The organism is Fundidesulfovibrio soli, assembly GCF_022808695.1.
GTDB lineage: Bacteria > Desulfobacterota > Desulfovibrionia > Desulfovibrionales > Desulfovibrionaceae > Fundidesulfovibrio > Fundidesulfovibrio soli.
Map to the genome: position 1 here is coordinate 295,014 of NZ_JAKZKW010000001.1, position 23,160 is coordinate 318,173.

The 23,160-nt window shown below is 65.7% G+C and carries 22 protein-coding genes; 18 read left to right on the forward strand and 4 right to left on the reverse strand.

Going from position 1 to position 23,160, the window contains the following annotated elements:
- Position 1: 1 nt before the first annotated feature.
- From tsaE to MLE18_RS01440, 4 genes are all read left to right on the forward strand, one after another.
- A complete protein-coding gene (gene tsaE / locus MLE18_RS01425; protein ID WP_243366659.1) occupies positions 2 to 502 on the forward strand; it encodes a tRNA (adenosine(37)-N6)-threonylcarbamoyltransferase complex ATPase subunit type 1 TsaE in 501 nt (166 codons plus the stop codon).
- Positions 499 to 1,731, forward strand: coding sequence for an aspartate kinase (locus MLE18_RS01430; protein WP_243366661.1), 1,233 nt, complete (start codon positions 499 to 501; stop codon positions 1,729 to 1,731). The genes tsaE and MLE18_RS01430 overlap by 4 nt, the downstream gene beginning before the upstream one ends.
- 106 nt (positions 1,732 to 1,837) lie before the next feature.
- Entirely contained in the window at positions 1,838 to 3,436 is a 1,599-nt protein-coding gene (gene cimA, locus MLE18_RS01435) for a citramalate synthase (RefSeq protein ID WP_243366663.1), read from the forward strand.
- A 382-nt stretch (positions 3,437 to 3,818) separates the two neighbouring features.
- Positions 3,819 to 5,432 carry a PAS domain-containing hybrid sensor histidine kinase/response regulator gene (locus tag MLE18_RS01440; RefSeq protein WP_243366665.1) on the forward strand — a complete coding sequence of 538 codons (1,614 nt, stop codon included), beginning with the start codon at positions 3,819 to 3,821 and terminating at the stop codon, positions 5,430 to 5,432.
- Between the two features lie 3 nt (positions 5,433 to 5,435).
- Here the strand turns inward: MLE18_RS01440 and MLE18_RS01445 are convergent, their stop codons facing one another.
- The 3 genes from MLE18_RS01445 to MLE18_RS01455 are packed head-to-tail and all read right to left on the reverse strand — an operon-like array spanning position 5,436 to position 7,446.
- Entirely contained in the window at positions 5,436 to 6,182 is a 747-nt protein-coding gene (locus MLE18_RS01445) for an alpha/beta hydrolase (RefSeq protein WP_243366667.1), read from the reverse strand.
- Entirely contained in the window at positions 6,179 to 6,928 is a 750-nt protein-coding gene (gene mtnP / locus MLE18_RS01450; RefSeq protein WP_243366669.1) for an S-methyl-5'-thioadenosine phosphorylase, read from the reverse strand. Before mtnP ends, MLE18_RS01445 begins: the two co-directional genes overlap by 4 nt.
- Positions 6,929 to 6,930: 2 nt before the next feature.
- Complete coding sequence (locus MLE18_RS01455; RefSeq protein WP_243366671.1) at positions 6,931 to 7,446, reverse strand: adenine phosphoribosyltransferase; 516 nt, start codon at positions 7,444 to 7,446, stop codon at positions 6,931 to 6,933.
- 173 nt (positions 7,447 to 7,619) lie between these two features.
- Here MLE18_RS01455 and MLE18_RS01460 point away from each other — a divergent pair, with 173 nt between their 5' ends.
- The 14 genes from MLE18_RS01460 (at position 7,620) to MLE18_RS01525 (ending at position 22,114) form a co-directional block, all read left to right on the forward strand.
- Positions 7,620 to 8,942, forward strand: coding sequence for an amidohydrolase (locus MLE18_RS01460; protein ID WP_243366673.1), 1,323 nt, complete (start codon positions 7,620 to 7,622; stop codon positions 8,940 to 8,942).
- Positions 8,943 to 9,073: 131 nt separating this feature from the next.
- Positions 9,074 to 9,310 carry a PxxKW family cysteine-rich protein gene (locus tag MLE18_RS01465; protein WP_243311537.1) on the forward strand — a complete coding sequence of 79 codons (237 nt, stop codon included), beginning with the start codon at positions 9,074 to 9,076 and terminating at the stop codon, positions 9,308 to 9,310.
- A 148-nt stretch (positions 9,311 to 9,458) separates the two neighbouring features.
- Positions 9,459 to 10,691 (forward strand): M20 family metallo-hydrolase, encoded by a 1,233-nt coding sequence (locus MLE18_RS01470; protein WP_243366675.1) that lies wholly within the window; start codon positions 9,459 to 9,461, stop codon positions 10,689 to 10,691.
- A 7-nt stretch (positions 10,692 to 10,698) separates the two neighbouring features.
- On the forward strand, positions 10,699 to 12,579 hold the full coding sequence (gene mnmG, locus MLE18_RS01475; protein ID WP_243366677.1) for a tRNA uridine-5-carboxymethylaminomethyl(34) synthesis enzyme MnmG: 1,881 nt from the start codon (positions 10,699 to 10,701) through the stop codon (positions 12,577 to 12,579).
- A 12-nt stretch (positions 12,580 to 12,591) separates the two neighbouring features.
- On the forward strand, positions 12,592 to 13,665 hold the full coding sequence (locus MLE18_RS01480) for a hypothetical protein (protein WP_243366679.1): 1,074 nt from the start codon (positions 12,592 to 12,594) through the stop codon (positions 13,663 to 13,665).
- An 81-nt stretch (positions 13,666 to 13,746) separates the two neighbouring features.
- Positions 13,747 to 14,562, forward strand: coding sequence for a hemolysin family protein (locus tag MLE18_RS01485; RefSeq protein WP_336605550.1), 816 nt, complete (start codon positions 13,747 to 13,749; stop codon positions 14,560 to 14,562).
- Entirely contained in the window at positions 14,540 to 16,063 is a 1,524-nt protein-coding gene (gene lnt / locus MLE18_RS01490; protein WP_243366683.1) for an apolipoprotein N-acyltransferase, read from the forward strand. Before MLE18_RS01485 ends, lnt begins: the two co-directional genes overlap by 23 nt.
- Before the next feature lie 11 nt (positions 16,064 to 16,074).
- Positions 16,075 to 17,185 (forward strand): peptide chain release factor 2 gene (gene prfB, locus MLE18_RS01495; RefSeq protein ID WP_243367469.1). Its coding sequence is split into 2 segments (ribosomal slippage): positions 16,075 to 16,149 and positions 16,151 to 17,185, totalling 1,110 coding nucleotides; the frame shifts between segments, so codons are not numbered across the junction.
- Complete coding sequence (locus MLE18_RS01500; RefSeq protein ID WP_243366684.1) at positions 17,172 to 18,041, forward strand: GGDEF domain-containing protein; 870 nt, start codon at positions 17,172 to 17,174, stop codon at positions 18,039 to 18,041. The genes prfB and MLE18_RS01500 overlap by 14 nt, the downstream gene beginning before the upstream one ends.
- Positions 18,038 to 18,865 carry a MinD/ParA family protein gene (locus MLE18_RS01505; protein WP_243366685.1) on the forward strand — a complete coding sequence of 276 codons (828 nt, stop codon included), beginning with the start codon at positions 18,038 to 18,040 and terminating at the stop codon, positions 18,863 to 18,865. The genes MLE18_RS01500 and MLE18_RS01505 overlap by 4 nt, the downstream gene beginning before the upstream one ends.
- A gap of 103 nt (positions 18,866 to 18,968) precedes the next feature.
- Entirely contained in the window at positions 18,969 to 19,244 is a 276-nt protein-coding gene (locus MLE18_RS01510) for an HU family DNA-binding protein (RefSeq protein WP_243366688.1), read from the forward strand.
- A gap of 10 nt (positions 19,245 to 19,254) precedes the next feature.
- A complete protein-coding gene (locus tag MLE18_RS01515; RefSeq protein ID WP_420705176.1) occupies positions 19,255 to 20,160 on the forward strand; it encodes a UshA-like (seleno)protein family 2 in 906 nt (301 codons plus the stop codon).
- A 48-nt stretch (positions 20,161 to 20,208) separates the two neighbouring features.
- Complete coding sequence (dapA, locus tag MLE18_RS01520) at positions 20,209 to 21,093, forward strand: 4-hydroxy-tetrahydrodipicolinate synthase (RefSeq protein WP_243366692.1); 885 nt, start codon at positions 20,209 to 20,211, stop codon at positions 21,091 to 21,093.
- 460 nt (positions 21,094 to 21,553) lie between these two features.
- Positions 21,554 to 22,114, forward strand: a complete 561-nt coding sequence (locus MLE18_RS01525; RefSeq protein ID WP_243366693.1) for a DUF2087 domain-containing protein — start codon at positions 21,554 to 21,556, stop codon at positions 22,112 to 22,114.
- Between the two features lie 79 nt (positions 22,115 to 22,193).
- On the opposite strand, the gene MLE18_RS01530 is transcribed toward MLE18_RS01525, so the two are convergent.
- On the reverse strand, positions 22,194 to 23,117 hold the full coding sequence (locus MLE18_RS01530) for a manganese-dependent inorganic pyrophosphatase (RefSeq protein ID WP_243366694.1): 924 nt from the start codon (positions 23,115 to 23,117) through the stop codon (positions 22,194 to 22,196).
- Positions 23,118 to 23,160: the final 43 nt, after the last annotated feature.

Genomic DNA, 23,160 nt, shown 5'->3' on the forward strand with positions numbered 1-23,160 from the left:
GGTGGAGCTCTTTCTGCCCGACGAGGACGCCACCCTGGCCCTTGGCCGGGCGCTGGCCCTGAGCCTCCCCGAAGGGTGGGAGACCCCCTCCGCCCTCTTGCGGGCGGAGCTGGGATCGGGCAAAACCACCCTGGCCCGGGGCTTCGTGGCCGCCCTGCCCGGCTGCGAGCAGGCCGAGGTGGCCAGCCCCAGCTTCAACCTGGCCAACATCTATCCCACCCGGCCCCAGGTCCTCCACCTGGACCTCTACCGTCTGGGCGAAGGCCTGACGGGCGACGGACTGGAGGAGCTGCTGGAGGCTGGCCCGGCGGACGCCTGCCGCGTCCTCCTGGTGGAGTGGGCGCAGTTCATGCCCGAGGGGAGCCTGCCCGACGACTGGCTCTCCATCCTATTGAGCGAGGAAGGCGAAGGGCGTAGGGCGGTGCTCGAAGCCCATGGCCCCAAAGCCGCACTCTGGCTCGAAAGGACAACTAGAACCTACTTAAAAAGCGACCTGTCATGAAAATCATGGTGCAAAAGTACGGCGGCACCTCCGTTGCGGGACTCGAACGGATGAAGAAGGTGCTGTCGCGGGTGTCCAAGGGCGTTGAGGAAGGCTTCAAAGTCGTGGTGGTTCTCTCGGCCATGTCCGGCGAAACCAACAAACTCATCGGCCTGGCCAAGGAGTTCTCATCCGAACCGGACTCCGAGGAGATGGACGCCCTGGTGGCCACGGGCGAAAACGTCTCCGTCGCCCTGTTCTCCATCCTCGCCAAGGATAACGGCATCAAGGCCAAGTCCCTGCAGGGCTGGCAGGTGCCCATCCTGACCACCGACGCATACAAGAAGGCGCGCATCGTCAGCATCGACGCCCAGAAGATGCGAGCCATGCTCGAAGACATCGACGTGCTCGTGGTGGCCGGGTTCCAGGGCGTGGACTGCCACGGCCGCGTGACTACCCTGGGCCGGGGCGGCTCCGACACCACGGGCGTGGCCCTGGCCGCGGCCCTCAAGGCCGACGTGTGCGAGATCTACACCGACGTGGACGGCGTGTTCACCACGGACCCACGCGTATGCTCGGCGGCCCGCAAGCTCGACGTGGTCTCCTACGACGAGATGCTGGAGCTGGCCAGTTCCGGCTCCAAGGTGCTCCAGATCCGCTCCGTGGAATTCGCCAAGAAATACAACGTGCCCGTCAGGGTCCGTTCCACCTTTACTGATGACCCGGGGACATTGGTCACCCAGGAGGACGCCATGATGGAAGATCTCGTGATTTCCGGCATTGCCTTTGACCGCGACCAGTGCCGGATCACCGTGGCCAAGGTCAAGGACAAGCCCGGCGTTGCCGCCGCCATTTTCGGAGCCATCGCCAAGCAGCGCATCCTGGTGGACATGATCATCCAGAACACCAGCAGCGACGGCTACACCGACATGACCTTCACCATCTCCCGCGCCGACCTGGACCAGACCATGGCCATCCTCGAGGGCGTCTGCAAGGAGATCGGGGCCGAGGGCGTCCAGCACGACCTCAACGTGGCCAAGGTCTCCGTGGTGGGCGTGGGCATGCGCAACCACTCCGGCGTGGCCTCCACCATGTTCCAGGCCCTGCAGGAGGAGAACATCAACATCAAGCTGATCGCCACCTCCGAGATCAAGATCACCTGCCTGATCGACGAGAAATACATCGAGCTGGCCGTGCGCGCGCTGCACACCGCCTTCGGCCTGGACAAGAAGGCGGTACAGGCCTGCTAGCCGCCTTCACGCCCTGTCGACTAACGGACGGGGGGCGCTTGCCCCCCGTCCGTCAACCTTCCTAACACTTTCCGGAGCGGCCCGGCGTTCCGGCCATGGCACACCAATGGTCAAGGTCCAGATATACGACACCACGCTGCGCGACGGAGCCCAGGCCGTAGACATCAACCTCACCGCCGAAGACAAGATGCGCATCGCGCTCAAGCTCGACGAGCTTGGTGTGGACTACATCGAAGGCGGGTGGCCCGGCTCCAACCCCACGGACAAACGCTTCTTCGAGGACGTGCAGGGCCACCGCCTCAAGCACGCCCGCATCGCGGCGTTCGGCTCCACGCACAACCCGAAGAACACCGCCGAGACCGACCCCAACCTCAAGGGGCTGGTGGCCAGCCGCGCACCGGTGCTGACCATCTTCGGCAAAACGTGGGACCAGCACGTCACCGAGGCCCTGCGCGTGGACCTGCCGCGCAACCTGGAGCTCATCGAGAACTCCCTGGCCTGGCTCAAGCCTCAGTGCGAGGAGCTGTTCTTCGACGCCGAGCACTTCTTCGACGGCTTCCGCATCAACCGCGAATACGCCCTGGAGTGCCTCAAGCGCGCCCACCAGGGCGGGGCCGAGGTGCTCGTGCTCTGCGACACCAACGGCGGCACCCTGCCCTGCGACATCCGCAAGATCTGCGACGCGGTGATGAAGGCCCTGCCCCTGGCCAAGATCGGCATCCACGCCCACAACGACACGGACATGGCCGTGGCCAACTCGCTCATGGCCGTGCAGGCGGGCGTGGTGCAGGTGCAGGGCACCATGAACGGTTTCGGCGAGCGCTGCGGCAACGCCAACCTGTGCTCCATCATCCCCACCATGGAGCTCAAGCTGAAAAAGCCCGTGCTGCCCAAGGGCAACCTGGCCCTGCTCACGGCCGTGTCGCGTTTCGTGGACGAGGTGGCCAACAGGGTGCCCTTCTCCCGCCAGCCCTACGTGGGCGAGGCCGCCTTCGCGCACAAGGGCGGCATCCACGTTTCGGCCGTGGCCAAAAACTCCATGCTCTACGAGCACATCCAGCCGGAGAAGGTGGGCAACGTCCAGCGCGTGGTCCTTTCGGACATGTCCGGCCAGTCCAACATCCTGTTCAAGGCCAAGGAATACGGCATCATGCTGGAAAAGGGCTCGCCCGAGGTCCTGGACATCCTCCAGCAGGTCAAGGACAAGGAAGCCCACGGCTACGAGTATTCCGCCGCGGAGGCATCCTTCGAACTGCTCATGCGCCGGGCCCTGGGCCTCTCGCGCCGCTACTTCACGCTCATCAAATACCGCATGTTGGACTGGAAGCAGGCCGACTGCGAAAACCCCCTGGCCGAGGCCACGGTGATGGTCCAGGTGGGGGGCAACGTGGAGCACACGGCCGCCTCGGGCCTGGGCCCCGTGAACGCCTTGGACACCGCCCTGCGCAAGGCCCTCTCCCGCTTCTATCCGCGCATCGCGGAGATCAGGCTCCTGGACTTCAAGGTCAGGGTGCTCAACTCCAAATCGAAGACCGACACGGGCACCGCCTCCAACGTGCGCGTCCTGATATCATCAGGCGACCATCACGACACCTGGACCACCGTGGGCGTTTCCCACAACATCATCCAGGCCAGCTGGCAGGCTCTGGAGGATTCGGTGAACTACAAGCTCCTTCTTGAAGACCGGAAAAAACTGATCAGATGATGTCCCGGGGCGGCGCAAGCCGCCCCTTCCAGTTTTCATCTTTCCTCCCCTGAGATCATGATGTTGGCTGCCGTGCCCGGCAGCCCCATGCGGGCGTCATGCACGTCCCTAGATGAATTCCGGAAAAATGTTGAGTAAGTTGTCTCATTCGGGCAAGCATGAGAGAAGCGAACCCGGGTCACTGGAAGGTCAGGCCCTCACCAACGGGGCAACGGAACGGTCCATGGCGAAACGCACGACACATTCCTCCGGACGAACGGAGAAAGAACCAAATGGCGCGAACGTCGCCCAAGGTGTATCATTGGAAGACGCAACGGATGAAATCCCTTCCACCCCCGGTACCGGAATCAAGAACCCGCATCCAGGCAGGGGAGCACGCTCCATGGCCCGAACGGAGCGCTGCCCGTCCTGCAACAGCGTCTGCCCCAGCACGGGGGACCGCTGCTGCGAAGCCCTCTTCTCCGGCCAGCTCCTCTATCTTGAGGATTTCCCCACCCCGGTCTGGCGCACCGACGCCAACGGCCGCCTGGACTACTGCAACCACACCTGGAATGATTTCACCGGACGCACCCTGAGCGATGAGCTCGAGTCCGGCCCACTGGCCAACATCCACCCCGACGACCGGGACCTCTACCAGGAGAACTTCAATCGTTCCCTGACCGATAGAGAACCGCTGGAGGTTCAGTACCGCCTGAGCTGCCGGGGGCAGTGGCGCTGGGTGGCGGACAGGGGGCGGCCCTACCATGACGCCCAGGGCCGTTTCGCGGGACTCATCGGCAGCTGCTTCGACATCACCGACAGCATCCGCCAGGAGGTCGAACTGCGCCGGGCCAATGCTGCCTCACAGGAGGCCATCAAGGCCAAGGCCGAATTCCTGGCCAACATCAGCCACGAGATACGCACCCCCCTCAACGGAATCATGGGCATGCTCTCCGCCTTGGAGGACACTCCCATGACCGAGGAACAGTCCGAGCTGCTCTCCATCGCGGGCTATTCCGCCAGGCAGCTGCTCGGGGTGCTCAACGACGTGCTGGACGCCGCACGCATCGAGGCCGGCAACCTGCACCTTCACGAGGCTCCGCTGCATCTTGGGGAGCTGTTGCGCAAGGGAATGGGCGTCTACGAGGTGGAGGCCGCGAACCTCGAGTTGCAATTGGAGACCTCGATAGGCAAGGAACTGGAGCGCGAGCTGGTCCTGCTGGACGAGGTGCGCGTCAGGCAACTTCTCTTCAACCTGACGGGCAACGCGATCAAGTTCACCAGGCCGGGCGGAACCGTCTCGACCACCGCCTGGCTGGCGGGCAGTCAGGGCAGGCGGCGGCTCGTGCTGATTGTTTCGGATACGGGCATAGGCATCCCGTTGGACAAGCTCCCCCATATCTTCGAGCCTTTCGTGCAGGCGGATGGCGGCCTCACCCGCCAGTACGGCGGCGTGGGCCTGGGGCTTTCCATCGTGCGCAAGCTGGTGGCGGCCATGGGCGGCAGCCTCTGCGTCTCCAGTTCGCCTGGGGAAGGCGCGGATTTCGTGATCAGCCTTCCGGTGCAAACGAAGCCCCTGCGGCGGCCCGCTTCAGGGAAGCAGCGGCATCCTTCTCCCGACCTGCCTCCTCCCATGAAGGCCCTGCTGGCCGAAGACGACACCATAGGCAGGCTCACGGGCACGCGCATGCTGGAGAAACTGGGCATGGAGGTGGCCTGCGCCCAGAACGGGCACCAGGCCGTGGAGATGTTCCGCTCCAGCCAATACGACATCGTGTTCATGGACGTGCAGATGCCCGTCATGGACGGGCTGGCGGCCACCCGCGCCATCCGCGAGGCGGAGACGGCTGCGTCCTCCAAGAGCCGGACGCCCATCGTGGCCATGACGGCCCACGCCATGGACGGCGACAGGGACATCTGCCTGCAGGCGGGCATGGACGGCTACGTGGCCAAGCCCCTGGACAAGGACAAGCTGGTGGAAGCGGTCAAGCTGGCCCTCGCCAGCTGCGGGAAATGAAGCTCAGCCCCCTGCGGACACGAACCGGGCGCAGAGCCTGTTCACCACCGGCCCCGCCTCCCGGTGGGTGGTCAGCATGTGGTGGCTGGTCACTCGCTCCTCAATCTCCAGAAGAACCGCGCGCCTGAGCGGCGAGCGCACCCCCCTCACGATCTCCCACAGATTCCCCGCGGGCACCTGCTTGTCGCCCGGGGCGTGCATGGCCAGAAGCGGCGCGGTGATCTGCCCCAGGTTGCAGCGCAGCTCCCTGAGCCCGTGGATCAGGCTGTACAGAGGCTCCAGGGCCACCACGCCCTCGTAGCCACGCCAGGGGGCGATGGCGCGTGACTCGGGCCGCCCCGGCGTTGTGGGCCAGATGGGGCGCAGTCGACGCAGCAGCCCGGTGAAGGGGATGCGCCAGTCCGAGCTGGAAGGGGGCAGGAACCGGTACAGATAGACTGGGGAGGCGACGGTGACCACCCCGGCCAGGCGGTGCCTGCGCGCAAGGTCCAGGCAGAGGCTGCCGCCCATGGAGAGACCAAGCGCGAAGACCCGCTCGTGGTCCGCCGCCAGGCGCAGATATTCGTCCTCGACGCACCCCTGCCAATCCGCCCAGCGGGTGGCTGCCCACCGCTCCACGCTGGCGGCGTGGCCGGGGAGCGCAGGCGTGCTCACGCGCGCCCCGGCCGCCTCAAGTGTGTCGGCCAGGGGCCGCATCTCGAAGGGTGTGCCTGCGAAGCCGTGGATCAGCAGGCAGGCGGTGTCGTTCATGAATCCAGGCCGGAGATGACCTCGATGAGCACGTCCGTGACCTTCTTCGCGTTCTGCTGGAAGATGTGCAGGATGTCCTCCCAGGTGACGGGGGCTTCATCCGTTTTCCAGCAGTCGTAATCGGTGGACATGGCCACCGCCGCATAGGGTACGCCCGCCTCGGCCGCCAGGATGGCCTCTGTCGCCACGCTCATGTTGATCACGTCCGCGCCCCAGGAGCGGAACATGTGCGATTCCGCCCTGGTGGAGAAGCGCGGCCCCTCGATGGTGACCACCGTCCCCCGGGGATGGTGCGCGTAGCCGAAGCGGGCGCAGGCCGCCACAAGGCGCTGGCGCAGCCCCTCGTCGAAGGGGTCGGCCATGGGCGTATGCACGGGGCAGTGGGGCTCGAAGCGCTCGTGGAAGGTGATGGCGCGCTGGCGGGTGAAGTCGATGAACTGGTCCAGGATCACCAGGTCGCCGCGTTTGATCTCCTCCTTGAGGGACCCCACGGCCGTGGTGGAGAGGATGTGCGTGCACCCGGCGTTCTTCAGCGCCCAGACGTTGGCCCGGTAGTTCACCCAGGTGGGCGGGCAGGTGTGAGAGCGGCCGTGCCGCGCCAGCAGGACCACATCCCTGCCATTTATGGTGCCGTGACGCAGGGTGGAGTTGGGCTTGCCGTAGGGGGTGTCAAACTCCTCGTCACGAGGCGATTCAAGGATGTCCGGGTTGTCCAGGCCGCTGCCGCCGATGATGGCAATTTTCATGGCTACCCCAGCTTGACCAGGCTTTCCAAGGGGATGTTGCCGAGCTTCTCGCGTCCCTGCAGGAACACCAGCTCCGCCAGAACGCCGATGCCCACGATGTCCACGCTGCAGGCGTCCATGAGCTTGAGCATGCCCTGCAGCGTGCCGCCGGTGGCCAGCACGTCGTCGATGAGCAGGATCTTCTCGTCGCGCAGGAATGCGTCCTCGTGCATGCAGAGGGTGTCCGTGCCGTACTCAAGGTCGTAGGTGACGGTGGTGGTCTTCCAGGGGAGCTTGCCGGGCTTGCGCACGGGCACGAAGCCGATATCCATCTTGTAGGCCAGGGCCGCGCCGAAGATGAAGCCCCGCGCCTCGGCGCAGGCAACCTTGGTGGCGCCGCTGTCCTGGAAGCGTTCGGCCATCAGGTCGATGGAGTGCCTGAACGCGGCGGGGTGCCCCAGCAGGGGGGTGATGTCATAGAAGAGGATGCCGGGCTTGGGGAAATCCGGGATGTCGCGGATATAGGCGCGCAGATCCATGAGAACTCTCCTGAAGTGGTGTCAAATCCTTCAGCCAACTACGCGTAAACCCCCAGCGCGTCAAGCCGGAGCGTGGGGCCATCATCCTGAAAACATTAGCTGAATGCAGCGCTTACGTTCACCCCCGGATAGCCGGGGCTTGACTTCCGCGCCCATGCTGGCATCACCCGCCGATGAAAGCCGCCCCCCTCCCCCCCTGCGACACGCTCATCCGCGCCGGAACCCTCGTCACCCAGGACGGGCAACGGCAGGTGCTCACGGACGCCGCACTCGCCGTGCGGGACGGCCTCGTTGCCGCCGTGGGCCCCTGGTCCGAGCTGTCCGCCACGCCCGCCAAACGCACGCTGGACCTCTCGGCGGACATCGTGCTGCCGGGGCTGGTCAACGCCCACACCCACGCCCCCATGACGGTTTTCCGGGGCATGGAGGACGACCTGCCCCTCATGGAGTGGCTCACCAGGCACATCTGGCCCGCGGAAGCCCGCCTCAGCGAAGAGATCGTGGCCATCGGCACCGCCCTGGCCTGCGCCGAGATGCTGGCATCCGGCACCACGGCCTTCTGCGACATGTACCTTTTCGAGAAAACCGTGGCCGCCACCGCCTCGGATATCGGCATCCGGGCCGTGCTGGGCGAGGGCGTTTTCGACACTCCCACGCCCTCCACCCCCAGCCAGGAGCGCGCCTTCGAAAAGGTGGACGAGCTGATTGCCTTCTGCGCCTCCCGGCCGCTGCTGCGCCCCTGCCTGGTGGCCCACTCGGTGTACGCCACCAACCACCCCGCCCTGCTGCGCCTGGACGGCATCGCCAGGGACAACGGCTTGATCCTGACCCTGCACGCGGCAGAGACAGCCTCCGAGACGGCCTTGTGCCTGGAGCGGTTCGGCAAGCGGCCCGTGGACGTACTGGAGGAGTTGGGGCTGATGCGCCCTGGCCTGCTGGTGGCCCACGCCGTGGACGTGACGCAAGAGGAGATAGAACTCATGGCCGCCAAGGGCGTGGCCGTGGCCCACAACCCGCGCAGCAACATGAAGCTGGCCTCGGGCATGGCCCCGGTGCTGGCCTTGCGCTCCGCCGGGGTGACCGTGGGCCTGGGCACCGACGGCGCGGCCAGCAACAACGCGCTGAACATGTTCGCGGAGATGGGCGCGGCGGCGCTCCTGGGCAAGGTGCGCGAGATGGACCCCACCGCCCTGCCCGCCCATGCCGTGCTGGACATGGCCACAGTGGATTCGGCCCGGGCCGTGGGCTGGCCGGAGCTTGGCTCGTTGGCCCCGGGCTCCCCGGCGGACCTGACCGCCCTGCGCGGCGGACTGCCGCACCTGCAGCCGCTCAACAACCCAGTGTCGCACCTGGCCTACGCGGCCAACGGGGGCGACGTCCGGCTGACCATGGTGGCGGGCGACGTGCTCTACGATGACGGGCGGTTCACAAGCTTCGATTACCCCGCCCTGCTGCGCGAGATGAATTCGGTGCGAAAATGGCTCGCAGGCGCTTGACATCGCCCGGTTAATGATGAAAAAGGTCTGGTTTCCGAACGGCAAGTATCATTCCGCCTGCGGGCGTGAACGCGTGCTCCCTGCCGGGATGAACGCATATCGCCTGCGGGCGTGAACGGAGGATAAAGTCAATGAGCTATGCGGTGAACGGCATCGAGTGCCATCCCATTGTCGAGAAGTGCGACGGTTGCGACCGCACCAAGGAAGTCGAGGGCGTCAAGTACTGCACCAGCTACCCCCTGCCGGAGCGCAAGTGGGCCAAGAACGTCTGCAACTTCGCCACCCACGTCAAGGCTGAGAAGGACACCGGCGGCAAGGTCAAGGTGAACCCGCTGAAGGCATCCAAGCGCGCCGCGCGCGGCCGTTAGGCTCCCATTCGCGTATTGCGGGCGGGGATGTGCGCATCCCCGCCCTTTTTCTTTGCGCCCGCCTTGCCATCGCCCCCTTCGCCGGGCTACACCGACGCATCATGAACCAGCAACGACGCGCCGAAGCCTCAGCCCCGGAGCCCACGACATGCTAGCCGGCATTCTTGAACATATCGCCAAACAGCGCGAAACCGTCATAGACCTGCAGCGCACCCTCGTCTCCATCCCGGCCATCGGCCCAGACAACGGCGGCCAGGGCGAACGCGTGAAGACCGACGCCATGATCGCCTGGATGGAATCCATCGGCATCACGGGCATCCGCGAGTACCGCGCGCCCGACACCCGCGTGCCCTGCGGCCACAGGCCCAGCGTGGCGGCGATCATCCCCGGCGAGGACGAATCCCGCACCTTCTGGGTCATCTCCCACCTGGACGTGGTGCCTCCCGGCGATCTTGAGCTGTGGACCTCCGACCCCTTCGAACTCAAGATCGAAGACGAGACGCTCGTGGGCCGCGGCGTGGAGGACAACCACCAGGGCGTGGTCTCCTCCCTGCTGGTGGCCAAGGCCATCATGGAGCTTGGCGCCAAGCCCCCCGTGAATTTCGGCATCCTGCTGGTCGCCGACGAGGAGAACGGCTCCAAATACGGGCTGGACTACCTGCTCAAGAACCACAAGGACATGTTCGGGCCCAAGGACCTCTTCCTCATCCCCGATTTCGGCGTGCCCTCCTCCGAGATGGTGGAGATCGCCGAGAAGAGCATGCTCTGGCTCAAGATCACGGTCATCGGCAAGCAGTGCCACGCTTCCTCGCCCGAGGAAGGCGTGAACACCCTGGTGGCCTCCTCGGCCATGATCCTGCGGCTCACCCGCCTGCACGACCGGTTCCCGGCCGTGAACCCGCTGTTCAAGCCCTCCAACTCCACGTTCCAGCCCACCAAGAAGGAGGCCAACGTGGAGAACGTCAACACCATCCCGGGGCGCGACGTCTTCTACGTGGACTGCCGCGTGCTGCCCCAGTACGAGCTCGACGACGTGCTGGAGGCCATCTACGAGATGGGCCGGGAGATCTGCTCCACATACGGCGTCGAGATGCGTTACGACGTGGTCCAGAAGGAGCAGGCCGCGCCAGCCACCCCCGTGGAGGCCGAGATCGTGGGCCGCATGGTGGACGCCGTGCGCGCCGTGTACGGCGGCAACCCCACCCCCAAGGGAGTCGGCGGCGGCACCGTGGGCGCCTACCTGCGCCGCGCCGGATTCGACGCCGTGGTCTGGGCCACCTGGGTGCCCAACGCCCACCAGCCCAACGAGCGCTCCCAGATCAAGCACAACATCGGCGACGCCCAGGTGATGGCCAGGGCCCTGTTCGCCGGGGGTTCCTGACCGCACCATGCCCAAACCGCCTTTCCCCGACCGCTTCGACCTGATCGTTGTGGGCGCGGGCCACGCAGGGTGCGAAGCGGCCATGGCTTCGGCGCGCCTGGGCCTGGCCACGCTGCTGCTGACCATCAACGCCGACCGCATCGGGCACCTCTCCTGCAATCCGGCCATCGGGGGCCTGGCCAAGGGCCACATGGTCCGCGAGATCGACGCGCTCGGCGGCATGATGGGCCTCTGGGCGGACGCCGCCGGCATCCAGTTCCGCCAGCTCAACACACGCAAGGGCCCCGCCGTGCGGGCCACGCGCGCCCAGATCGACCGCGACGCCTACCTGCGCGTGGTCAAGCGCGACATCTTCTCCCAGGCGAACCTCTGGGTCCGCCAGGACACCGCCGTGGCGGTCCTCTCAGAGGGCGGGCGCGCTTCCGGCGTGGCCACCAGCCTAGGTGAGACGCATCCGGCCCGGGCCGTGCTCATCACGGCGGGCACCTTCCTGCGCGGGCTCATCCACGTAGGCCTGACCAACTTTCCCGGCGGGCGCCTGGGCGACCCCGCCGCTCAGGGCCTCTCCGAAAGCCTCACCGGGTACGGCATCGCCCTGGACAGGCTCAAGACGGGCACCACCCCGCGCCTGCTCAAGGACTCGGTCGATTTCGAGCAGATGACCATCCAGCCCGGCGACGACCCGCCCACGCCCTTCAGCTTCCGCTCGCCTGGCGTGGTCCTGCCGCAGCTGCCCTGCTGGCTGACCTACACCAACGAGCGCACCCACGAGGCCATCCGGGCCGGGTTCGACCGCTCTCCCATGTTCACCGGGGTCATCAAGGGCACCGGGGCGCGCTACTGCCCCTCCATCGAGGACAAGGTGGCCCGCTTCCCCGAGAAGGAGCGCCACCAGATCTTCGTGGAGCCAGAAGGCATCGAGAGCCCGGAGATGTACCCCAACGGCATCCCCACCAGCCTGCCGCTATCGGTGCAGAAGGCCATGCTGGCCACCATCCCGGGCCTGGAGAGGGCGCAGATCGTGCGGCCCGGCTACGCCATCGAATACGACTACGCCAACCCCACGCAACTTAAAGCGACACTTGAAACAAAAACCCTGCCCGGGCTCTACCTGGCCGGGCAGGTCAACGGCACCTCCGGCTACGAGGAGGCCGCGGCCCAGGGGCTCTGGGCCGCCCTGAACGCAGCCTGCGCCCTGCGGGGCATGCCCCCCTTCCTGCCCAGGCGCGACCAGGCCTACATGGCCGTGCTGGTGGACGACCTGGTGACCAAGGGCACCACCGAGCCCTACCGCATGTTCACCTCCCGCGCGGAGCACCGCCTGCTGCTGCGCGAGGGCAACGCCGACGAGCGCATGACCCCTTTCGGCCGCGAACTCGGCCTCGTTGACGACGCGCACTGGCGCCTCTTCAGCGCCAAACGGGAGCAGCTGGGCGCGGTGCTTGAGGGGCTGGAGTCCGTGCGCGTGCGCCCCGATGCGGCCACACGCGACACTTTGGCCGCCATCGGGGCCAGCGTGCCCGGCAAGGCCGTGAGCCTGGCCGACCTGCTGCGCCAGCCGCAGCTCGAAATCAGGAGTCTGGCTCCGCTCTGGCCCGGCCTGGATGCCTACGGCGACGAAGTGCTCCAGGAGGCAGAAACCCGCGTGAAGTACGACGGCTACCTCAAGCGCCAGATGGAGCTCGTCGAATCCATGGAGCATCTGGAATCCCTGGAACTTCCGGTCGAATTGGAGTATGCGGTAGTTGCCGGGCTCTCCCGGGAGGTCATGGAGAAGCTGTCGGCGGTTCGGCCGGCAACCGTCGGGCAGGCGTCGCGCATATCTGGCGTCACGCCTGCGGCCCTGGCCTGCCTGGAAATACACCTCAAAAAAACCGGCCGGACCTAGCAGGAAACCGCCATGGACATTCTCCCGTCACCACTGCAAAACCAGGCGGCGCTGGAGGATTTTTTCTCCCGGATGTTTCAGGACATCCTTGCGGGCAGGGTCACCCTGGAGTCGGTGCTCCTGGTGGGCGGCTTTTTCGGCGCGTTCTTCCTGCTGGCCGCCCTCTCCATCGTCTTCGGCAAGAAGCCCACGGGCTTCCTGCCCAAACACCCCGTCACCTGGCTCACGACTCCCAGTCGCATCTCGCAGCTCCTGGATGCGGCGGTATCCCAGCGCAGCAAGGTCCGCGTCAGCTTCCACCACCAGGACAAGCCCACCCGCTCCACGGACGGCGTCCTTCTGGAGGCCGGGCCGCGCACCCTGAAGCTGGAGCTTTCCTCCGTGAGGAACGCCAACCAGGCCTGGGTGGGCCGCACGCTGGAGCTGGCCTTCCGCCTGCGCCTGCCCGAGCAGCCTGAGGTCCAGTCCACTTTCGGCTTCATGTCCGGTATCGAGCACGTCTCCAAGGACGCCGACGGCGTGGTGCGGCTGACGATCTCCCGGCCGCAGCGCCTGGAGCTCAACCAGAACCGCCAGCACCTGCGCGTGGAGGTGCCCGACAAGTACGTCAGGAGCCTCCAGCTCTGGACCGAGGACGAGGTGCGCCGCCGGGGCGACCCCAACGACCCGGACACCTGGGGCGACCCGAGCTTCTCGCTGGACCACGACGGCTCGCAGGATCTGCTGCTGGAAAACCTCTCCGGCGGCGGCGCGCGCGTGCAGTTGACGCCCGAGACCCTGCACCGGCGTCACCTGCCCATCCGGCTCGGCCAGCAATATTTCATGCGCATCACCCTCGCGGATGTGGACTTCGGCGGCCATAGGACGCACTATCTGCTGTCGCGCCTGGTGAAGTGCTACGACGACTGCGCCTCCCGCCTGGACCTTTCCCTCGGGCTGGGCTTCGTCGCCCAGGGCGCCCCGGTGCAGGCCCCCCTCACGGGGCTCAACTGGACCCTGGTGAACCGTGATTTCGGTGTGCCCGTCATCGACGACTGGGTTTTCGGGCTGCACCTGGAACTGTATCGTAACAAGGGCATCGCATAATGCGCCGCGCCTTGACTGTTTAACATTTCGCAACGGAGGACCGAGTTGGACGACGGATCGGAAGGACGATTTTGGAATTTGGTGAACAAATTCTTCAGGGGGCGCCAGGAGCATCCCCTGAATGAGCTGATCCAGGCCGCCCAGGAGGAAGGCGAGATCAACGCCGAGGACGCCTCGGTTCTGCTCAAGGTGCTTTCCCTGGGGAAGAAGCTGGCGGCCGACGTCATGATTCCCCGCACGGACATGATCTGCGCCGACGAGGAGGACGGCATCCAGGAAGTCTGCCGCTTGATCACCGAGCACGGCCACTCCCGCATTCCCATCTACCGCCAGAACCGCGACCACATCATCGGCGTGGTGCACGCCAAGGACCTGCTGAAGTTCGTCGTCGGCCCCCACGGCGAGACGCCGCCCCTCTCCCAGGTGATGCGCACCCCCCTCTACATCCCAGAGACCAAGAATCTCAAGGACATGCTCGCCGAGTTCCGCAAGCGCCGCATCCACATCGCCATCGCCCTGGACGAATACGGCGGCACGTCCGGCCTGGTGACCCTGGAGGACGTGCTGGAGGAAATCGTGGGCGAAATCGAAGACGAGCATGATCCCACCAGGCCACCGGAATTCCAGGAGATGGGCGAAGGCCGCCTGCGCCTGAGCGGGCGCTTCCCCCTGGAGGAGCTGGACGAGCGCTTCGGCATCAACCTGGAGTCCGAGCAGATGGAGACCCTCGGGGGCTACCTGAGCGACCTGGGCGGACGCGTCCCCAGACAGGGCGACACCTTCGAGGCGGCGGGCTATCGCTTCACCGTTACCGAAGCCAACAAGAGGGCCGTCAGCTGGGTCCTAGCGGAACCCTTGCCGGAACAGAGCCAGGATGAGACCGATTTCCCGGCCTGACGCGGGCTGGGCTCTGGTGCTTCTTGTCGCGGCGGCGGGCTTTTTCGCCTTCGCCAACCCGTGGGGCAGGTTCCCGGCGCTGGTGCTGCTGGTGCCGCTGGGGCTGGTCTGCCTCGCGCGCCAGGCCCCGACTCCGGGCAAAGCCGCCAAATCGGGCTGGCTGGCCGGCTCCCTGGGCGCGGCGGCAAGCCTGTACTGGACGGCCATCCCCGGGCACGATTTCGGCTCCCTGCCGTGGGTTCTGGCCGTGCCCTGTCCCCTGCTCCTCGGGGCGGTGCTGGGCCTCTACACGGCCCTGTTCTGCTGGATGCTGCGCGTGGCCCGGCGGGGCCTCGGGCCGCTGGCCCTCGGCGTGCTGGCGGGCCTGGCCTGGACCGGCATCGAGGCGTTGCGCGGCTGGATGTTCTCGGGCTTTCCCTGGCTGCCCCTGGCCGTGGCCTTTTCCCCCTGGCCCGCGGCCATCCAGGCGGCGGGCGTGGTGGGCGCCTACGGGCTCTCCGGCCTGCTGGCCGCCTGCGGCGTCTGGGCCGCGGGGCCTGGCGCGGCCCCCAGGGTGGCCGCCTGCGCGCTGGCCATGGCCGTGTTCGGCTACGGCTTATGGGCCCTGGAACGCCCCGTGTCCTCCACCAGCGCCGCCTCCGCGGTGTTGGTCCAGGGCAACATCGACCAGGCCGCCAAATGGAACGAGGAGCTGCTGCCCCGCGCGGTGCAGACCTATATTGACCTGACCACGCCCTTGCTGGCCTCCCCTCCCGACATCGTCATCTGGCCGGAGACCTCCCTGACCTTCTTCGTGCAGGACCGCAGCCGCGAATCAGACATGGTCCGGGCCTTCGTGCGCAAGGCCGGCGTACCGCTGCTGGCCGGGGCCCCGGGTTACGAGCGCACGTCGCGCGAGGCGGACATCTTCAACCGCGCCTACCTCTTCGGCCCCGGCGGCGAGGAAAGCTATTACGAGAAACAGCACCTGGTGCCCTTCGGCGAATACGCTCCCTTCGGGCGCGACGTCCCTGTTCTGTCCTTCCTGCTGCAAGGCGTCGGGGCCTTCACGCCCGGGGTCCGGGTCGGGCCGCTCAGGAGCGGCCGCCTTGCAATGGGAATGCTGATATGTTATGAGGTAATCTTTCCAGAATTGGCCCAACAACGGGTCGAGGACGGGGCCAACATCCTGGTGAGCATCTCCAACGACGCCTGGTTCGGCCTCTCGGCCGCCCCGAGGCAGCACCTGGAGCTTGCAACCTTGCGCTGTGTGGAGCAGAATCGCTCCATGTTGCGGGCGACCAATACGGGCATTACGGCCCTGATCGATCCCAAGGGGCGCATCCTCTCCGAAACGGCGTTGTTCACGCAGACGGCCACGGCCGTATCCGGCGTGCCCCTCGTATCGGAGACTTCCCCCTACCACCGCCTGCACGGCTGGATCGAGGCCGGGGCTGCATTGGCGGCTCTGGCGTTGTTCCTCCGTTCGGCGATCACGACCAAACGCGAGCGCGACACGTAACACATATGGCACTGCTGCAGTATCCCGATCTCAAAGGCCAGGCCAAGGACCTTCAGGACCAGTTCGACTCCCTCTGGGGGCGGCTTTGACCTGGAAGGCAAGGCCAAGCGCCTCGAAGCTATTGAGGCCGAACTCTCCAAGCCCGAGGCTTGGCAGAACCCCGAGCGCCTCACCCCATTCCTGCGCGAAAAAAGCGACCTGACCGGCAAGATCGCCCAGTTCGAGACCCTGCGCACCTCCCGGGAAGACCTGGACGAATGGCTCTCCATGGCCCAGGACGACGCCAGCCAGGAGGTGCTCCTGGCCCTGCAGGACCAGCTTGGCGTGCTCGCCGGACAGGTGCGCGCGGCCGAGCTGGCCACGCTCCTTTCCGGCCCGGAGGACGCCTCCGGGGCCATCCTGGAGATCCACCCCGGCGCGGGCGGCACCGAGGCGCAGGACTGGGCCGAGATGCTCCTTCGGATGTACCGCCGCTGGTGCGAGCGCCACGAGTTCGGCGTGGACATGCTGGACTTCCTGCCCGGCGACGAGGCCGGCGTGAAGTCCGTGACGCTCCAGATCAACGGGGCCTACGCCTACGGCTTCCTCAAGGCGGAAAAGGGCATCCACAGGCTGATCCGCATCTCGCCCTTCGACTCCTCCGGGCGTCGCCACACGTCCTTTGCTTCGGTGGACGTCTATCCCGACGCGGGCGCCGACATCCAGATCGACATCCGCGAGGAGGACGTTCGCGTCGACGTGTTCAGGGCCAGCGGACCCGGCGGGCAGCACGTCAACAAGACCAGCTCGGCCATCCGTCTGACGCACCTGCCCACAGGCATAGTTGTGCAGTGCCAGAACGAGAAATCCCAGCACCGCAACAAGGAATCTGCCTACAAGGTGCTCAAGGCGCGCCTGTACGACCTGGAGATCAAGAAACAGCAGGCCCTGCGGCAGGCTGAGTACGAATCCAAGGACGCCATCGGGTTCGGCAGCCAGATCCGCACCTACACGCTGCAGCCTTACCGGCTTGTGAAGGACCATCGAACCTACAGCGAGGCTGGAGACGTGGATGCGGTGCTCGACGGCGACATCGACACCTTCATCCGTGATTACCTCCTGCACTTCCATGCCGGGAAATAAGCCCCCGCAAACCAACCTCTCCCAGCGCAGCCGCGAGGTCCTCGAGGAACTCACTCGCCTGCGCGGAGTCCTTGAGCACCAGGGTCTGGCCTCCATCGCCGACGGCGAGGACGGCTTGATCCTGGTGCGCCTGTGCATGGGGCTGAACCTTGACGAATGGGAGCACATCTGCCGGGAGGGCCAGTTCCAGCAGTGGCTCGCACTGCCCGCGAAAGGCGACGCCACCAGGCACCTTTCGCGCATCCAGCGCACCCTGGAAGAGCTGACCCACCAGACCCGCCACGACCCCCTGACCGGGTTGGCCAACCGGCGGGCCTTCGAGAAGACCCTCAAGATGGAGCTGGAGCGCGCCCACCGGGCGGGCAACAACCTCTCCCTGGCCATCCTTGACCTGGACGACTTCAAGGCCGTCAACGACAATTACGGCCACATCTGCGGCGACCGCGTGCTGACCATGCTCGCGGGGATCATGCTGGGCGGCAAGCGCGGCTACGACCTGGCCGCGCGCATCGGCGGCGAGGAATTCGCCCTGGTGCTGCCCGGCTCGGGCCTGGTGCAGGCCGAGGCGTCCCTGGAGCGCATGTTCGACGCCCTGCGCGATCAATCTGTGCCCTGCGACGGGGCCGAACAACCCGTGCGGGTCACCTGCTCCGCCGGCGTGGTCTGCACCAAAGGCAAGCTGCCGCTCTCAGTGGATCAGTTCGTCGCTATGGCGGACAAGGCGCTCTACGAGGCCAAGGCCCAGGGCAAGAACCGTATCGTCAAGGCTCCTATCCCTGACCTCCTGCAGGCCCCCCAGGCCACCCTGGTCCATGCGCAGGAAAAACAGTTTCTTTTCACGGGGCCAGATAAATGAGCAAACAATCCGCAAACCCACGCTGCACCATGAGCCTGTGCATCCTCTCCGGCAAGGGGGGGGTGGGCAAGAGCAACCTGGCGCTCAATCTTTCCTACGCCTTGTACCGGGCGAACTACCGTATGCTCATGATGGACTTCGACGTGGGCCTGGCCAACGTGGACGTGCTGCTGGGCATCTCGCCCGAAAAAAACCTGCAGGACCTGCTCCAACCCGGCGTCAGCCCGGCGGACGTGGTGGCCTGCGTGGAGCCGGAGGGGTTCGACTTCCTGCCGGCGGCCAGCGGTGTGCCCGAGTTGCTGGAACTCGACGACGACATGCGCGACTCCGTGTTCTCCAAGCTCAACTCGGCGCTGGGCGAATACGACTACATCGTCTTCGACCTGGGCGCGGGCATCGGCAAGACCGTGCTCTCCCTGGCGGCCATGACGCGCATGCGCATCATGGTGGTCACCCCGGAGCCCACCTCCCTCACGGACAGCTACGCCGTCATCAAGGTGCTCAATTCACAGCACGGCATTTCGGACTTCCAGGTGGTGGTCAATCAGGTCAGCGATCCCAAGGAGGGCCAGTTGACCTTCGAACGCCTCGCCGGGGCCTGCAAACGCTTCCTTGATCTGGAAATCAGCTACATGGGCTGCGTGCACAGCGACCCGAATGTGCCGGATGCCGTTCGCAGGCAGACCCCCCTGATAAAGCACGCCCCGAAGTGCAGAGCCTCGCAGGACATCCTCAGCCTGGCCATCAAGATCGCCCGATATAGGTCGGAGTGCAGACCAGAATTGGCGGAAAAAGAGATTTTGAAAAAAATAACGCATGGTTAACTTGACTGCTTGCGCTGTATCCGCGATAGAAACGAAAACGTCAATTTCCGTTTCAACCCTGGCCTCCCGGCTGTGTGCCGGATAAGCCGATACGGAGACAGCAATGAACAAAAGCGAGCTTATCAACACCCTGGCCGAAAGCCGCGACATTCACGCCGACGAGGCCTCCGCCGTGGTCAACTCGTTCATCGACTCCATCAAGCAGGCCCTCGTCGATGGGGACCGCGTGGAGATTCGCGGCTTCGGCAGCTTCAAGGTGAAGGGCTACAAGGGCTACACCGGCCGCAACCCCAAGTCCGGGGAAGTGGTCAACGTCGCGCCCAAACGCCTGCCCTTCTTCAGGCCCGGCAAGGAACTCAAGGAATATCTCAACAAGTAGGTTCTGCCTCATGCGCCATGTTTCGGCGTTTTTCGCCGCGATGCTTCTTTTTTCGCTTCTGGCCGGGGCCGCCTTGGCTGAACCGGTGCTCACAGTCGTCTTTTCGGGCAACAGCTGGGGCTATCTCAAGCCCTGCCCCACCTGAGGCAACCACACCATCGGTGGGCTGACCCGGAGGGCCAGCGCTTTCAAACAGTATCGCCCCGCCGCCGGTTCCGCACCGGCTGCGATCTTCATTGCGGGCGGGTATGAGTTCATCTCCGACGACGGTGCGGACCACGCCGTGGAGGAGGCCTACGGGCCGCTGGTGAAGGCTTACGACTCCCTGCGCTACGACGCGGGCGCGCTCACCCCGGCCGAGGCGGCGAAACTGGCCTCCAAGGGCATCGCCGCCCCCAAGGGCTGGGTGACGCTCGACCCCAAGGAGCCCAGGACCCAGCTGATCGATACGCCCAAGGGCAAGATCGGCGTCGTGTTCTTCCCCATGAGCAAGAAGCCGGGCGACGGCCCCACCGAGGACCAGGCCTTGGCCATCAACCGCAAGATCAAGGAGCTGCGCTCCCAGTCCGTGATGGTCGTCGGCGTGAGTCCCTGGGGCGTGCAGGCCGAGTCCGACTATCTGGAGAAGACCCGGCCGGACCTCGACCTGCTGCTGGGCAGCGGCCCCGGCGTGGGCTTCTCCGCCAAGCCCTACGTGGGCGGACGCATCCTCTGGATGCACAGCTACAGCAAGGGCAAGGCCATCTACACGCTTGATCTGCTCGCCATGCCCGGCGACAGGAACTTCAAGTGGGAGATGGGCAGCAACTATACGACCCAGGCCCTGGTGCTGGACGAGAAGATCCAGCCTGACCAGGAGATGACGGAACTGCTGCAGGACGTACCCGACCCTGGCGACAAGACCGCGAAGCAGTAACCCGGCCCTCGGGCCGACCCTGCGACACCGAACCTTTTGGAGGGCAGAATGCAGTTTTCAGGAGCCTTCACGGCGCTCGTGACCCCGTTCAAGAACGGCAAGGTCGACGAGGAAGCGTACCGTGCGCACATCGAATGGCAGATCGAAGAGGGCATCGACGGCCTGGTTCCCTGCGGAACCACCGGAGAGTCCCCCACCCTCTCCCACGCTGAGCACGAGCAGGTCGTGCGCATCTGCGTGGACCAGGTGAAAGGGCGCGTTCCGGTGCTTGCCGGGGCCGGGTCCAACAACACCATCGAAGCCATCGACCTGACCCGTTGCGCCAAGGACGCCAAAGCCGACGGGGCACTGCTCATCACCCCCTACTACAACAAGCCCACACAGGCTGGGCTCATCGAGCACTTCAAGGCCATCGCCAAGGAAGTGCCCATGCCCATCATCGTCTACAACGTGCCCGGCCGCACCGCCGTGAACCTGCTGCCCCAGACCGTGGCGGCCCTGCGCAAGCAGGCCCCCGAGGTTGTGGGCATCAAGGAGGCCACCGGCAACCTCTGCCAGGTCTCCGACCTGATCGAGTACTGCGGCGAGGATTTCATCATCCTCTCCGGCGACGACTTCACCGTGCTGCCCACCCTGGCGGTCGGCGGCCACGGCGTCATCTCGGTGAGCTCCAACGTCGCCCCCGGCCTGATGCGCAAGCTCTGCAAGGCTTGGCGCAAGGGCGACGTCAAGAAGGCCAAGCGGCTGCACTACAAGCTGGCCCCCATCAACCGGGCCATGTTCCTTGAGACCAACCCCATTCCGGTCAAAGCCGCGCTGGGGCTCATGGGCCGCATCACCCCTGAAATACGCCTGCCGCTGGTTGGCTTGTCCGCCGACAACGAGGCCAAGCTGGCCGACGTGTTGCGCAAGGCGGGGCTGATCGCCGCGTAGAAGTGATCGGGAGGGAAAGCCTCCGGCGGCCAAAGGGAGTTCCTCCCTTTGGAATCCCATTCCGGCCCCTAATCTTCCCTGCCGCCTGGTCACATGTTCGGTACAATATTGAGGCCGCCCTTCGGGGCGGCCTCAACTTTTATCAGCATCCCCAGGCCGGGCGCACCTGAGAACGTTGCGAAGCCGTTGGGGGTGCAGGGGAGCCACTCCCCTGCCGGTGGGGTTTGGGGAGGCAGCGCCTCCCCAAGATACTCACCTCGGATCGACACATCGCACTGATTGCCAAATCTGCTGCCTTGCGCTACGAGGGCCTCGGTCGGCAGTTCACCCAGGCATCGCCGCCCCCTAGGGGGAGCTAAACCTGCCATTCTTCATTCCACCGACACCTTATCCCGTGCCGGTCCGGAAGTCGGCGATCACCGGAATCCTCTCCAGGACAGGCACGCTCAAAGGATAAGCGATGTCTCGTATCCCCATGCCCTTCCACGCCGAGGACATCGGCGCATGCGCGCGCTCCCTGCGCAGCCAGCTCCAGCAGGCCGAAACGACCCCGAGCCACCTGGAGCTTATGAACATGCTGGCCCGGGCCGCCGGGTTCCGCAACTTCCAGCACTACCGGGCCAATTGCGTGGCTCGCCTTCGGCTTGCCCAGCCCGTGTTCCAGCCGGAGGAACCGGCGGTCGACTACGTGCGCGTGCGGCGCATGAGCCGCTACTTCGACGCCCAGGGCCGTCTGATCCGCTGGCCGGGCAAGTTCAGCCACCGCGAGCCCTGCCTGTGGGTGATCTGGTCGCGCCTGACCCCTGGCGCCGTCCTCAATGAGGCGGGCATCAACGAAGCCCTGGCCGCCTTGCACCTCTTCGAGGACCACGCCCTGCTGCGGCGCCAGCTGTGCGACCTGCGCATGGTGGAGCGCAGCCGGGACTGCCGCGAATACCGCAGGATCGAACGGCGCCCTTCACCCGAAGCCCTTGAGCTCATCCGGCAGGTCCGTACCGTCACGACCTCCACAGCCAGCTGACCCCCCCGAACAAAACAAAAAAGGCCCGGAGCGGTTTCCCGCTCCGGGCCGGACGGACTTTTGTCCGGTCAGGGGGCGACTAGGCGCCGAACACCTTCTCGAACTTGGGGACCACATCCTTCTTGCGGCTCATAACGCCGGGCATCCACACGGAGGTGCCCTCGGGCTTCAGGCCGAAAGCCTTCTCGACCACGGAGGGGTCGTCGGAGGCGATCAGCATCTCGGAGCCTTCCTTCATGATGTCGGTGAGCAGCAGGAACACGGAGTGCAGGCCCTTCTCGGCCTTCACCTTGACGATGTCGGCCTGCAGTTCGGCCTTGTACTTGTCCAGGATGGACAGGTCCACGACTTCCAGCTGGCCGATGCCAACGCCGGTGCCGGACATGTTGAAGTCCTTGTAGTCGCGGTAGACCAGGTCACGGATGGGGGTGCCGTCCACGGCGGACTTCACCTTGAACATCTCCATGCCCAGGGCCATCATGTCGGTCACGCCCGCGATCTTGGCCAGCTTGTCACAGGCCTTCTTGTCTTCGGGGGTGCAGGTGGGGGACTTGAACATGACGGTGTCGGACAGGATGGCGCACAGCACGATGCCGGCAATGGCCTTGGGCATCTCGATGCCGTAGAAATCGTACATGCTGCTGATGATGGTGCCGGTGCAGCCCACGGGCCAGACCCACATTTCCAGCGGGTTGGGGGTGGTCACGTCGCCCAGCTTGTGGTGGTCCACGACGCCCAGGATCTCGCCCTTGGAGAGGTTCTCCAGGCTCTGAGCCAGGTCGGAGTGGTCGACCAGGATGATCTTCTTGTCGGTGGCGTCGGTGACGATCTCGGGGGCCTTCACGCCGAACTTGCCGAGAACGAAGTCGGTCTCAGGGTTGGTCTTGCCCTGGGCCGCGGCGACGGCTTCGATGCCGCGCTTGGTCATCAGGTCGGCGACGGCAATCGCCGCGGTGATGGAGTCGGTGTCCGGGTTTTTGTGTCCAACGACGTACGCTGCCATGTTCGAATCCCTCCTGAGGTGATTATGCGAAATGAATTTGCGC

Bases quoted from the DNA above. Each gene is read 5' to 3' on its own strand.
- cimA (WP_243366663.1), top strand. From the start codon at position 1,838: ATGGTCAAGGTCCAGATATACGACACCACGCTGCGCGACGGAGCCCAG.
- dapA (WP_243366692.1), top strand. From the start codon at position 20,209: ATGCAGTTTTCAGGAGCCTTCACGGCGCTCGTGACCCCGTTCAAGAAC.
- lnt (WP_243366683.1), top strand. From the start codon at position 14,540: ATGAGACCGATTTCCCGGCCTGACGCGGGCTGGGCTCTGGTGCTTCTT.
- MLE18_RS01470 (WP_243366675.1), top strand. From the start codon at position 9,459: ATGCTAGCCGGCATTCTTGAACATATCGCCAAACAGCGCGAAACCGTC.
- MLE18_RS01505 (WP_243366685.1), top strand. From the start codon at position 18,038: ATGAGCAAACAATCCGCAAACCCACGCTGCACCATGAGCCTGTGCATC.
- MLE18_RS01460 (WP_243366673.1), top strand. From the start codon at position 7,620: ATGAAAGCCGCCCCCCTCCCCCCCTGCGACACGCTCATCCGCGCCGGA.
- mnmG (WP_243366677.1), top strand. From the start codon at position 10,699: ATGCCCAAACCGCCTTTCCCCGACCGCTTCGACCTGATCGTTGTGGGC.
- mtnP (WP_243366669.1), bottom strand. From the start codon at position 6,928: ATGAAAATTGCCATCATCGGCGGCAGCGGCCTGGACAACCCGGACATC.
- MLE18_RS01525 (WP_243366693.1), top strand. From the start codon at position 21,554: ATGTCTCGTATCCCCATGCCCTTCCACGCCGAGGACATCGGCGCATGC.
- MLE18_RS01530 (WP_243366694.1), bottom strand. From the start codon at position 23,117: ATGGCAGCGTACGTCGTTGGACACAAAAACCCGGACACCGACTCCATC.
- MLE18_RS01510 (WP_243366688.1), top strand. From the start codon at position 18,969: ATGAACAAAAGCGAGCTTATCAACACCCTGGCCGAAAGCCGCGACATT.
- MLE18_RS01500 (WP_243366684.1), top strand. From the start codon at position 17,172: ATGCCGGGAAATAAGCCCCCGCAAACCAACCTCTCCCAGCGCAGCCGC.
- MLE18_RS01465 (WP_243311537.1), top strand. From the start codon at position 9,074: ATGAGCTATGCGGTGAACGGCATCGAGTGCCATCCCATTGTCGAGAAG.
- MLE18_RS01455 (WP_243366671.1), bottom strand. From the start codon at position 7,446: ATGGATCTGCGCGCCTATATCCGCGACATCCCGGATTTCCCCAAGCCC.
- MLE18_RS01430 (WP_243366661.1), top strand. From the start codon at position 499: ATGAAAATCATGGTGCAAAAGTACGGCGGCACCTCCGTTGCGGGACTC.
- MLE18_RS01440 (WP_243366665.1), top strand. From the start codon at position 3,819: ATGGCCCGAACGGAGCGCTGCCCGTCCTGCAACAGCGTCTGCCCCAGC.
- MLE18_RS01480 (WP_243366679.1), top strand. From the start codon at position 12,592: ATGGACATTCTCCCGTCACCACTGCAAAACCAGGCGGCGCTGGAGGAT.
- MLE18_RS01445 (WP_243366667.1), bottom strand. From the start codon at position 6,182: ATGAACGACACCGCCTGCCTGCTGATCCACGGCTTCGCAGGCACACCC.